12 protein-coding genes are annotated in these 12,304 nt (G+C 38.7%); 4 read left to right on the top strand and 8 right to left on the bottom strand.

Annotated elements, in window-relative coordinates:
• Positions 1–5 precede the first annotated feature (5 nt).
• Together LC419_RS06645 and LC419_RS06640 are read right to left on the bottom strand one after the other, a co-directional pair.
• Complete coding sequence (locus LC419_RS06645) at positions 6–611, bottom strand: DNA polymerase ligase N-terminal domain-containing protein (protein ID WP_223606610.1); 606 nt, start codon at positions 609–611, stop codon at positions 6–8.
• Positions 611–1,393: a Ku protein gene (locus tag LC419_RS06640; RefSeq protein WP_223606609.1), complete on the bottom strand. Its 783-nt coding sequence runs from the start codon at positions 1,391–1,393 to the stop codon at positions 611–613. Before LC419_RS06640 ends, LC419_RS06645 begins: the two co-directional genes overlap by 1 nt.
• Positions 1,394–1,537: 144 nt before the next feature.
• Here LC419_RS06640 and LC419_RS06635 point away from each other — a divergent pair, with 144 nt between their 5' ends.
• On the top strand, positions 1,538–2,107 hold the full coding sequence (locus LC419_RS06635) for a Crp/Fnr family transcriptional regulator (RefSeq protein WP_223606608.1): 570 nt from the start codon (positions 1,538–1,540) through the stop codon (positions 2,105–2,107).
• A gap of 207 nt (positions 2,108–2,314) precedes the next feature.
• On the top strand, positions 2,315–3,589 hold the full coding sequence (locus tag LC419_RS06630; RefSeq protein WP_223606607.1) for an adenylosuccinate synthase: 1,275 nt from the start codon (positions 2,315–2,317) through the stop codon (positions 3,587–3,589).
• Positions 3,590–3,679: 90 nt separating this feature from the next.
• Here the strand turns inward: LC419_RS06630 and LC419_RS06625 are convergent, their stop codons facing one another.
• The 4 genes from LC419_RS06625 to LC419_RS06610 all read right to left on the bottom strand — a co-directional run bounded on the left by LC419_RS06625 (position 3,680) and on the right by LC419_RS06610 (position 8,399).
• Entirely contained in the window at positions 3,680–5,011 is a 1,332-nt protein-coding gene (locus LC419_RS06625) for a M12 family metallopeptidase (protein WP_223606606.1), read from the bottom strand.
• Positions 5,012–5,352: 341 nt separating this feature from the next.
• Complete coding sequence (locus LC419_RS06620) at positions 5,353–6,084, bottom strand: carbon-nitrogen hydrolase family protein (RefSeq protein WP_223606605.1); 732 nt, start codon at positions 6,082–6,084, stop codon at positions 5,353–5,355.
• A 42-nt stretch (positions 6,085–6,126) separates the two neighbouring features.
• A complete protein-coding gene (gene aspS, locus LC419_RS06615) occupies positions 6,127–7,881 on the bottom strand; it encodes an aspartate--tRNA ligase (RefSeq protein ID WP_223606604.1) in 1,755 nt (584 codons plus the stop codon).
• A 158-nt stretch (positions 7,882–8,039) separates the two neighbouring features.
• Positions 8,040–8,399: an ankyrin repeat domain-containing protein gene (locus LC419_RS06610; protein ID WP_223606603.1), complete on the bottom strand. Its 360-nt coding sequence runs from the start codon at positions 8,397–8,399 to the stop codon at positions 8,040–8,042.
• Between the two features lie 112 nt (positions 8,400–8,511).
• On the opposite strand from LC419_RS06610, the gene LC419_RS06605 reads away from it, so the two are divergent.
• Together LC419_RS06605 and LC419_RS06600 are read left to right on the top strand one after the other, a co-directional pair.
• The gene (locus tag LC419_RS06605; protein WP_223606602.1) at positions 8,512–9,906 is read left to right on the top strand and encodes an MATE family efflux transporter; all 1,395 of its coding nucleotides are present in this window, start codon (positions 8,512–8,514) and stop codon (positions 9,904–9,906) included.
• Positions 9,907–10,125: 219 nt separating this feature from the next.
• Entirely contained in the window at positions 10,126–10,245 is a 120-nt protein-coding gene (locus tag LC419_RS06600; protein WP_223606601.1) for a 30S ribosomal protein THX, read from the top strand.
• A 54-nt stretch (positions 10,246–10,299) separates the two neighbouring features.
• Here the strand turns inward: LC419_RS06600 and LC419_RS06595 are convergent, their stop codons facing one another.
• Together LC419_RS06595 and LC419_RS06590 are read right to left on the bottom strand one after the other, a co-directional pair.
• Positions 10,300–10,959 carry a DUF937 domain-containing protein gene (locus LC419_RS06595; RefSeq protein ID WP_223606600.1) on the bottom strand — a complete coding sequence of 220 codons (660 nt, stop codon included), beginning with the start codon at positions 10,957–10,959 and terminating at the stop codon, positions 10,300–10,302.
• 84 nt (positions 10,960–11,043) lie between these two features.
• Positions 11,044–12,303, bottom strand: coding sequence for a DUF2723 domain-containing protein (locus tag LC419_RS06590; protein WP_223606599.1), 1,260 nt, complete (start codon positions 12,301–12,303; stop codon positions 11,044–11,046).
• Position 12,304: the final 1 nt, after the last annotated feature.

Genomic DNA, 12,304 nt, shown 5'->3' with positions numbered 1-12,304 from the left:
AGAAGTTATGACTTCTTTTTTTCCTTTATTTTTAGGCTTTTTTTTTCCTCTAAGAATTTCGTCACAAGAGATTTGGGTGAAGTATTTTCCTCAGCATCATAAGGGCTTTCTTCAAATTGGTCTTTGTGTTTAATGAGCAGCCAGGCATTATCCTCACTGTTTTTCATTTTAACAAGAGCAAATTCTCCCTTCAGTTTTTTTCCGTGCAGAATAAATTTTAATGATCCGGCATGAAGTTCTTTCAGAAGTTTCTTTTCATCCGATAGTTTGCTGTCTTTATCCAAAGGTTCATAAGTTCCGCTATCCCAGACTTCCACCTGTCCGGCTCCGTAATTTCCTTCCGGAATATTTCCTTCAAAATCTTTGTAATCATAGGGGTGATCTTCCACCATCATGGCAAGTCGTTTGTCCTTGGGATCCAGAGAAGGGCCTTTCGGAACAGCCCAGCTTTTAAGGACTCCATCCATTTCCAGACGAAAATCATAATGAAGACGGGACGCAGCATGTCTTTGGATCACAAAAATAAGCTGGTCTTTGCTTTTTTTCGTTTTACCCTCAGGTTCGGTAGTTTTATCGAACTTTCTTTTATTCTGGTAATCTTTTAGAGCCATTATGATGCAGATTTGGATTTGGGACTTTGTAAACTGGCCTTCAACTGAGCCATCAGGTCTATCACTTTACCTTCTTTCGCAGGTTCAGCTTTTTTCGTTTTAATACTTTTGCCTTTTGCTTTTTTCCTGATAATCTTCATTAGCTCATCGGAATAGGTGTCTTTGTATATAGCAGGATCGAAGTTCTGAGAAAGCTGTTTGATAAGACTTACAGCCATTTTCAGCTCTGCTGGTTTAGGAGCTTTTGCAGCAGGAATTTTCAGATCTTTATAGTCTCTTATTTCCTGATGAAATCTGAGTCGGTTCAGAACCAATATATCTTTGTAAGGTCTGATCATACCAATCGCTTCACTGTCACGAAGAACAAAGGTACCGATTCCTGCCATCTCTGTTTCCTGTAAAGCTTTTAGCAGAAGTCGGTATGCGCTTTCACCGTTTTTCTGAGGTTCCAGATAATAAGGGTTTTCGAAGTACAAACTGTCTACTTCCGCTTCCTTTACAAATTGGTCGATAGAGAGAATTTTTGTTTTTTCAGGGCTGGCTGCCTCATAATCTTCCTCATCAAGAACGACGTATTTATCATCCATGAGATAGCCTTTTACAATGTTTTCCCATTTCACTTCTTTTCCTGTACTCTCGTTGACCCTTTTAAATTTGATATTGGAAAAATCAGATTTATCGAGCATATCGAGGTCTAGTTTCGTGGTTTCCGTGGCGGAATAGATTTTAACCGGGATATTGACTAAACCGAAGCCAATGGCGCCGTTCCAGATTGCTTTCATTGTCTTACGTTTTTAAAAATCAATCAATTAATATGCCGTGGAAAGATGATGTGGTATATTTTATTTGCTTTGTTGCCAAATGGCAATGGCTTGTCCGCCGTATTTTTATACTTTTATATTTCCCGAATATTCAGGCAAATACATATGGACGAACTTTTTAATTACATCCGCAAATTCGGAATTATCAATGCTGAGGAAGAACAACTGATCGCTGAAGGTCTGCAGGAAATCACCATAGAAAAAGGGGATGCTTTCATAGAAGCAGGAAAGGTGAGCCGAAAGATTGCTTTTGTAAAAGAAGGCGTTTTCCGGTCTCTGTACTACAATAAGCAGGGAGATGATTTTACCCGCTACTTTATCTATGAGGGAAGGTTTATCGGGGATTTTCACGGTTTTGCGGATCAGATGCCCTCACTTGAATATATTGAAGCTATCACAGACGGAGTTTTACTTGCTATAGATCTTGATCATTTTAAAAAGCTGGAGAAAGAAATTGCCATCTGGCCTTTTCTGTTCGCTAAAGTGCATGCTTTTGTGGCAGAGAATAAGCTTAAGGTCGCAAGTACAATGCTCAATCTGGATGCAAAGGCTCGTTACATTCATTTTTTAGATCATTATCCGGGGCTCGCAAACAGGGTTCCGCAATCTATGTTGGCTTCTTATCTTGGAATTACGCCTTCGTCCTTGAGCCGTATCAGAAGGAATATTGTATAAAAATCAACAGATACGAGCTTTATCCAGTTTTAGAATAAACATAATGCACATCACCTTCAGCCGAAAGTATATCTGGTTAAACACCAGATTTTCATCGTTTCATACTTTTATATTAATACATTTTACAAAAAAACACATCTCTTTTTGCCAAATGACAATGGCCTCCTTTTCAAACCGTTATAGCTTTGCATCATAAAATTTAAATATATGGACATTGTATTAGGTCTGCAGTGGGGAGATGAAGGGAAAGGGAAATTTATTGATCTCATCAGCGAAGACTATCACGTGACAGCACGTTTTAATGGAGGCGCGAATGCCGGACATAGCATCGAAAGAAATGGCAAAAGAATCACTTTAAAATCGCTTCCTTCCGGGATTTTCATGAAAGGCGTTCAGAATATTATAGGAACAGGGACAGTACTGGATCCTGTAAGTCTTAGAAAGGAAATTTTAAATCTTAAGCAATTTGATGAAACGATTGATCCTGAAAACAGTCTGATGATTTCCAAAAAGGCACACCTCGTTCTTCCTACCCATAGACTTTTGGATTGCTTTATGGAAGACAATCCGGATTACACCACCATCGGAACAACGAGAAATGGCATTGCACAGGCCTATTCCAATAAAATTTTAAGACAGAATTTAAGGGTCGGTGACATAGATGCTCCGGATTTTAAAACCAGAGTAGAACAGATTTTAGAAAGAGACTATAGGCTTCTTGCCGGGGGAGATATGGTGCTTCCTTCATTAGAGGAAATTAGCAGTGAGTTCTTTGAAGCGATAGATTTTCTGAAAAAATTCACCCGTACAGAAACAGAGATCGTTTTGAATACGGCTTTATCTGAAGGAAAAAAGATTCTGGCAGAAGGATCACAGGCTGCGATGCTGGATATAGATCACGGTACGTATCCTTATGTGACCTCTTCTTCCACCACAGCAGCAGGAGCATGTGTTGGACTGGGTGTTTCACCTAAGAAAGTCGGTGAAATATTCGGGATTGCAAAAGCGTATTGTACAAGAGTGGGGAATGGAATGTTTCCTACGGAGATTTTTGACAGTTTAGGGGAGGAGATCAGACAAAAAGGAAATGAATTCGGGTCCAATACAGGTCGCCCGAGAAGAATCGGCTGGCTGGATCTTCCGGCTTTAAGATATGCCATTATGATCACGGGAGTTACGCAGGTTATCCTGACCAAAGCAGATGTTTTAAGCGGAATGGAATCGGTAGCAGTCTGCACTCATTATGAATTGGAAGATGGAAGTATTACAAGGATTTCAGGAACACTCCCTGAAAATGCCCGTCCGGTTTTAAAACAGATGAAAGGCTGGGAAGGAGATATTACCGCTATTCAAGATTCCTCGAACCTACCCGAAGAATTGAAAGCTTTTCTTTCTTTTCTGAATGATGAGCTGGGTGTTCCCATTACTTATCTTTCTACGGGGCCGGGAAGAGATGAGATATTGAAATTAAGCAGTAAATAATTATAAAACAGGAAAGATATACTGATCTGACAAGCAAAAGAGGTTAGGAAATAAATTCACTAACCTCTTTATTTGATGAAAAAGTTTAATTTAATTAACTTTTGTAAGTTTAAAACGTTGTTTTGTAGGCGGCTGAACCGATTGATCAGTACTACCGATTACAATAGGAGTAAGGTTAGTGGTTAGACCACCCTTCACTTCTAATCTCAGGGATGGCGCATTTTTAGGAGCGAATCCAAAACCATTATTTCCCAGGTTAATTAATAACCATTTCTGAGAATCTGTATTAGAATTAGTTCTAAGCTCTACAGCTGTTCCATTCGCAGTTCCATTGCTTTTTACTGTTAACACCTTTGTGGCATCCAATGTAGATTTGATGGTATAATAGCCATGATCTGATTTAGTAAAAGTAAATCTCTGGTTATTCCCTGTAGAAGCCGAATACAGAATCACACTGGTACCATCTGTAGTGGAGCTTCCGGAAATATCTATATTTTTATCATTCGCTAAAGCTGTGGTCATGGTATAGGTTCCGTTGATTGCAGAAGTAGCATTAACAGGCCCGTACAAGTGGTTAATTCCAGCATAGTCGCCCGCAGACAGAACTGTTCTTTGCTTAGTAAAAGTAGAACCGTCCAGTTTAGTCATTACAGGTTGACTTGAGTTGATCGCAAAGTCTGTAGACTGATACATCATCACCGAACCGAAATCAAATGCCCCATGTCCTGCGTAATCATTGTAAAGGTTGAAGTTGTGACGGCTTCCTTCTACCGCTCTGTTAACATCTACAATAATATACTGATCTCTGTCCGGGCGGCACTGTTCATGCATGATTCCCATAGAGTGCATAACTTCGTGGGCAATAATTGCCGGATAGGTAATATTATAAATTTTAATACCGTTAACCCTGTTTTGCTGCCATCCAAGCGGAGAGCTGTTACCTGTAGAATAAGTAAAGGTGATGTATTCTGTCTGATTGGTACGTTGGACAAACTGAACACTGGTTTGAGAAGAAATCATATCAAACGCTTTGTTAATGTTGGTAAGGAACGTATTGTAGTTCTGAGTACTCAGGGTTCCCTGACTAGGCAGTGTATAATAGACCGTTGCATTGGGCCATGTCTTAATAAAGGAACTCACAATGGTGCTTTTCTCCGCCGTTGACAATTCAGAATTGGCCTGCATCTTTAGTTTGTTAAACTGTTCAGGCGTAATCGTAATATCCTCTGCGTAAAAATATTCACCATTCACTTCATTGACATAAGTATAAGTGCCATTAATTAATAATTTATGAACCGTGGTGTTATCCAGCTTCGCCGTTGTATGGTCCATTTGATCGGCTTGTGCGTTTTCGATATCCGACCTACAAGAATTCAATGCCAAAACGAGGCATCCTGCTAAGAGTAATAGTTTGCTTTTCATATCATTTAAATATTGGTGTGTTGGTAAGTTTTTTCAAATATGAACAGTGATTTTGTTATCATATTCACATAAGAATTATAAATATACTAATAAAACATATATTTAAACATAACATAATATAATAGTTGTTTTACTGCTTATTTTGTTGAATAATGTATTTATTTCGTTAATAAATTTATTCTAAGTAATTTTTTCCTATTAAATTTGGATTTTAATTATTTCACAAATATTTGATATAGGAGTCAAAATTACCGTATATTAGGTATGAAAACGATATTAATCGGAATGTTTCTAGAATTTTGAATAAAATAAGCGGAAGTTTTTCTCCGCTTTAATAGATATTAGTTGATATAAATTTTTTCGATCTGATCATTATCTGTATCTAAAATCAAAATTCCTTCATCTTCACCATTGAGCTGCCCGAGTAAACTTCCTGTATTACTCCAGCCAGACGATTTTCCGGCGCATTCGTAACCTCCGGATTCTCCAATGAAATTAGCCATTACAACATGCATATGATATTTTTCTGCGATGGTGGAGAGTTTAATAAGGTCTTCATCAATGCCATTGACGGAATTAAGAACGCTTGCAGTATAAACAGTAGAACCCGCCTGATAAGCTTCCTGTGAATGGTTCGGATCAGATAAATCATAACATATGGCTAGTGCTATTTTATTCTGCGAAATTTCAATCTGACAGAAGCTTTCTCCTTTTGAAAAAAAGGGAATTTCCGTTGGGAAAAGATTCCGTTTTGAATACATTTTTCTCTTGCTTTCCGGTTCGAAAATAATACTGCTTATAAATAAGTGATCATCGGATTTTGTAGGCATTCCAACAGTGATGCTGATGGTATTGTCTTCTGCCATTTTTTGAAAGACATCCAGAATCTGATCTTGAAAATCAATGGAGAGCTGTTCTGCTAATTCAGTTTCATAGCCGGTAATCGAAAGCTCAGGAAAAATAATCAGGTCAACGTTTTGAGTAGCTGCTGCTTTGATTAATAGTTTGTGATTTTCAATATTTTTAAGAATATCTCCTTTTATAGGTTTGATTTGAGCTGCTGCGATTTTCATATGATGTTAATAAAAAAGCGGAGAAAAATCTCCGCTTTCAGTTTATGCTTTTAAGTTCAATTGTATTTCCAGTTCGTCCAGCTGTGCATCAGCGATAGATGCCGGCGCATCGATCATTACATCGCGCCCTGAATTATTCTTAGGGAATGCGATATAATCTCTGATCACTTCGTTTCCGTCAAGAATAGCCACCAAACGGTCAAATCCGAAAGCTAATCCACCGTGAGGCGGTGCTCCGTATTTAAAGGCATTCATCAGGAATCCAAACTGAGCTTCTGCTTCCTCTTTGGTAAATCCTAGAAGGTCAAACATTTTAGACTGAAGATCTTTGTCAAATATTCTGATAGAACCTCCACCGATCTCGTTTCCGTTAAGAACCATATCATAAGCGTTTGCTCTTGCTTTACCCGGATCTGTTTCCAGTAAGTGGATATCTTCAGGTTTAGGAGAGGTGAAAGGGTGGTGCATGGCGTGGTAACGTCCGCTTTCTTCATCAAATTCCAATAGTGGGAAATCTACCACCCAAAGCGGTGCAAATACATCTCCTTTTCTCAGTCCCAAACGGTTTCCAAGTTCCATTCTTAAGGCAGAAAGCTGAGCTCTTACCTTATTTTCGTTTCCGGATAAGATCAGCATTAAGTCGCCTTCTTTAGCTCCGAATTTTTCAATGATCTTGGCCAGATCTTCTTCGTTGTAGAATTTGTTGACAGATGAGGTTTTCACGCCGTCATTCTGGAATTTAGCCCAAACCATTCCTGATGCTCCGATCTGAGGACGTTTTACCCATTCCACCAATTCGTCGATCTGCTTTCTGGTATAATCAGCACATCCTTTTACATTAATCCCGACTACCAATTCAGCGTCGTCAAATATTTTGAAATCTTTTCCTTTTACAAGCTCGTTAAGTTCCACGAACTCCATTCCGAAACGGATATCCGGTTTGTCGTTTCCGTATTTTCTCATCGCATCAGCGAAAGTCATTCTCGGGAAAGCTCCGAATTCCTGTCCTGTAATATCTTTGATCAGCGTTTTCGTCATGCCTTCAAAGACATTCATAATGTCTTCCTGCTCTACGAAAGCCATCTCACAGTCAATTTGTGTAAATTCCGGCTGTCTGTCCGCTCTTAAATCTTCATCACGGAAACATTTTACGATCTGGAAATATTTATCCATGCCACCTACCATCAGAAGCTGCTTGAACGTCTGTGGCGATTGTGGAAGGGCATAAAACTGTCCCGGATTCATTCTGCTCGGAACCACAAAGTCTCTTGCGCCTTCCGGAGTAGATTTAATTAAAACAGGAGTTTCCACTTCGATAAATCCTTCGTCTGAAAGATAGTTTCTTACCTTCTGTGCCATTTTATGACGGAAGATCAGTTTATCTCTTACAGGCGCTCTTCTGATATCCAGATAACGGTATTTCATTCTTAATTCTTCACCGCCATCCGTTTCATCTTCGATGGTAAAAGGAGGAAGCTGGGATTCATTAAGAACTGCCAGTTTTTCAACTAGGATTTCAATTTCCCCCGTTGGAATATTAGGATTCTTGCTTACTCTTTCGATTACTTTTCCTGTCACCTGAATTACGAATTCACGACCCAGCTTTTTAGCTTCTTCCATCAATTGTGCAGAAGAACGGTCCTGGTCAAAAACCAGTTGGGTAATTCCGTAACGATCTCGAAGATCTATCCAAATCATAAATCCTTTATCACGGATAGTCTGTACCCATCCGGAAAGTGTAACTTCTTCATTAAGATTTTTCAGAGATAATTCTCCGTTCGTGTGTGATCGAAACATAATTATTTGTTTAAGGTTCAATGTTTAAGATATAGGGTTGAGCTTTCTGATCGTGAAGTTTTCAACCCTAATTTCCGGATGCAAAGATAAGATTTTTGCAGGTTCTGTAAACAAAAAAAACTTCCTTTCGGAAGTCTTATATATTATTTGAGGGCTTTTTAATTGTTGGTAGCGCCTTTTTGTATCAGTAGCTGGGCAGTTTGTTCTTTATTTCCCAATTTAGCCCATGAAAGCGGAGTTTTACTATTACACTCTTTGTTTACGTCTGCCTTATTTTCAAGAAGATATTTTACAATATTATTTCTACCATAAAGAGAGCTGAAACCCAATGCACTGAACATTTCATCTTTAAGAGCAAAGCATTTGTTGTAATCTGCTTTTGAAAAATTCTTTTTAAATGAAGTAACATTGTCAGATTGAATAGCCTGCATCTGAGCTGAGCTAAGTGACTGAGCAGAAAGCATGCCGGCAGATGCCGAGATGGTAAGTATAAAAACAGTAGAGATTATTTTTTTCATAAGATTCATTTTAAGAATATACAAATCTAAATTATTTTTTTGATATGAGTAACTAAATTTTTATAAGAATTGAATTTGTATTTTTGATAATCAGATAATTATTGATGAGGAAATGAGAAGATATATAGATTTTTTGAAAAAAGCTTTCAGCGGTGAAGAAGTAGATTATACCAAAATAACGATCAGAAGCGCTGTGCTTCTTCTGGCGGTTCCTATGATGCTGGAAATGGCCATGGAATCCGTTTTTGCATTGGTAGACCTGTACTTTGTGGGACATTTGAAAGAAAGCGGATATGCGATCCAGACGGTAGGCTTGACGGAATCAGTGCTTTCTGTGATGTATTCTATTGCGATAGGAATGAGTATGGCGGCCACAGCTTTGGTGGCACGGAGAATTGGGGAGAAAAATCCGGAGCAGGCTTCCAGAAGTGCTGCGCAGGTTTTACTCGTTTCATTTGTCATTACTTTTTTGCTGAGTGTATTGGGAGTCATCTATGCAGAAGAAATTCTGATTTTGATGGGTTCCAAGCCTGAAGCGGCAGCGTACGGGAAGGATTTCACGAGGATTATGATGGGAAGCAGTGTCATTATTATGCTTTTATTTTTGATCAACGGGATTTTCAGGGGAGCGGGAAATGCAGCCATTGCGATGAAATCTCTCTGGATTGCTAATATTGTGAATATTATTCTCTGTCCTGTTCTGATCAAAGGTTTCGGACCTGTTCCGGCTATGGGACTTACGGGAGCAGCTTTAGCAACGACAATTGGTCGAAGTGTCGGAGTGGTCTATCAGCTATACCATCTTTTGGTTGCGGATACTCAAATCCGTATCGCACTTCCTTATTTCACTCCTGATTTCAAGCAGATAAAATCCATTGTAAAAATAGCGACACCCGGAATTTTCCAGTTTGTGATTGCATCATGCAGCTGGATCTTTCTAGCGCAGCTGGTGGCTACTACGGGAGGGGAAAATGCTTCTGCAGGATATCAGACCGCTTTGAGGTTGATGATGTTCTTTATGCTTCCCGCCTGGGGATTGAGTAATGCTGCTTCTACGCTGGTTGGCCAGAATATGGGTGCCAATGAAATGCTGAGAGCAGAACAGTCGGTCATGAAAACTGTAAAATATAATGTGATCTTCATGCTGGCAGTTAGCTTAATATTTTTCCTGCTTGGAGATTTTCTGGTAGGATTTTTTACACAGGAAGTCCATATCAAGCAGTTTGCTAAAAATGCACTGCATATTATGAGTGTAGGATTTATTTTCTATGGAATAGGGATGGTGCTGATCAATGCATTTAACGGAGCGGGTGATACCTGGACACCTACTTGGGTGAATTTCTTTGGGTTCTGGCTGTTTCAGATTCCGCTGGCTTATTTTCTTTCAAAACATTTCGGAATGGGACCTAAAGGAGTATTTATCTCTATTCCGGCTGCAGAAACTCTGATTACGATTGTTGCCTTTATTCTGTTTAAAAAAGGAAAATGGAAAACGGTGAAAGTGTGACCAAAAAAGAAGAGGGGCCTGGAAGTTACGTGGATTTCCAGGTGCAAAAATTAATAAAATTGTTTTTTTAATTCCCGTTTCTGACTTCAATAACTTCCATCTTCCAACCTCAGGCTTCCTTCCTTTTGTCTCGATTTTATAAAAATTTTAACAGCCTGAATTTTTGGTTGTAAACCATATTTCATAATTTAGTATTCAATCAACAAAACATGTATCATTATGGGAAAAGGAGACAAAAAATCAAGAAGAGGAAAGATCAACTCAGGAAGTTATGGTAAAAGAAGACCTAGAAGGGTTTCTAAATCCGTTGGTTCTTCTGAAACTAAAGCAAAAAGCTAAAAATAAAAAAGGCTGAAGATCAATCTTCAGCCTTTTTTGATATACAAAATTAAATTATTTTCCTCCTAAAATATTACCAAGGATGCTTCCTAATCCACCTCCTTGTTGCTGTTGTTGTCCTCCGCCACCGCCAAGTACACTTCCTAAAATATCATTAAGGGGGTTTCCTCCGGATTGCGACTGACCGCTTCCTAAAACACTTCCTAAGATATCATTCAATGGACTTGATTGCTGCGTCTGAGCCTGGCTGGATGCATTTCCAAGAATTCCTCCCAAAAGATCTCCTAAACCTCCTGCTCCTACATTATTTTGCTGTTTCTCTTTACCGATATATCCCATGATCACTGGAGCCAGCATCGCTAAAATAGGCCCGATCTTATCGATGGAGATTCCTGTATTCTGAGAAAGTTGGTTTTCTACAGTACTTTTCTGACCTCCGAAAACGTGGTCAAGGATTGACCCTCCTTCATCTTGTCTGGCTTCAGCCTGTGATGCATCGTCAAGAATACTTCCGTCGTGGTCTTTATCTAAAGCATTATTTAAAGCTTCTGCTTCTTTAGCATCCTGAGATTTATTTCTAAGGTAAGAAATAACCAACGGGGCAGCTACAGCCAATAAGGCGATGATCTGGTTTCTGCTGATCCCGAATTTGTTTTCTGCCTGCTCAGCAACCTGGTTGCTGGTGTTACCTGTAAGTAGGTCAATTAAACTCATAGTTTGTGTTTATTTTAAAGTATTAAGTAAATCAAAGTTATCAAAAAATGTGATTCACAAAATCTTTTCACCTCACAATTATTGTTAAAGTTTTTTGATCTCCTCCTCTGTATATCCTTTGCTTTTCAGTAGTTTAATGTATTCTACAGCACTCACTGTCATCCAGTTAACGGGTTCAGGGGCCGTCTTTTGATAAATGGTGAACTCCAGAATACCTTCGTTGCCGTTCATCCAGGGAAGCATATAGTAATTCAGTCCTCCCTTATACTTTTTGAAGCTGTGAAATGTTTTTCCTTTTTCTGTCTGCAAAACACTTTGATAAGCGATGAAATATCCTAATGGAATAAGCAGGCATATCCATGAAACTTTTTTAAGTGCAGCATATTTGGGATGAGCCAATCCGTATCCGACAGACAAAGCAAAGATAACGTTGAAAGGAAGGAAGAAGACATAATTATCCGAAACTGCATAAAACGTAGAAAAGCCATACACACACAAAGATGCCGCAAGGAAAACAAAGAACATTTTCCGATTGGATTTGTACAGGAATACCGCACCCATCACTCCGAAAAAAGTAAATACATTAAAATTATAGATAAGGTAAGCCAAGGACTGAATAAAATCTTTTAGATATTGAATAAAAGTCTTTTTAAAAGAATCATCTACCCATGTTCCCTGATCCGAACTGTAAGGTGATTTGAATGGCAGTCCCTGAGTTACATTCAGGATAAACAATGAGGCAAACAGAAGTCCGAATGCCAGCAGTGAAGGGTAGAAATATTTTTTTTCACTCTTGAAATAGAAAAGGAAAACCAAAAACGCAGGAATCAGTAAGATATTCTGGATATGTACCCAAAGGCTGATGCCTAAAAATATACCTGCCCATAGGATATATTGTTTTTTATTTTCTGTAAAACTCCTGATAATGGCAAAGAAAAAAAGGCTTACCCATAAAGTGTTGTAAGTATAGACTTCCACAATTTCTGCATTTCGCCAGAACGAGAAGCTGAAGCCAAAAACAAAAGCTGCCGTTAAGGAAGCCCATTCTGTTTTTGTAATGCTTTTAACCGTTAGATAAACAATAGAAACGGTTGCGGCTCCTGAAGAAACTATTAATAAACGGCTGGCCTCGATGCCATTAAAACCAGTGATGTTTTTAAGTAAAATAACGGTATTAATGTATAAAAAATGAGTTGTTGCCGTAGCAATCGTTGCCAGTTTACCTTTCTCAGCATCCAGGACAAACCCGACACAGTCTCCAAACGGGATTTTTGAAAAGCTCCCGGAATAGTAAATCACAAAAAAAATGAAGAATAGAAATAGGGCGGATAAATATTTCTTCATA

This window comes from Chryseobacterium sp. OSA05B, from assembly GCF_019970065.1.
GTDB lineage: Bacteria > Bacteroidota > Bacteroidia > Flavobacteriales > Weeksellaceae > Chryseobacterium.
The sequence above is the reverse complement of the archived record's forward strand: the minus strand, read 5'-3'. Positions and strand labels throughout refer to the sequence as shown.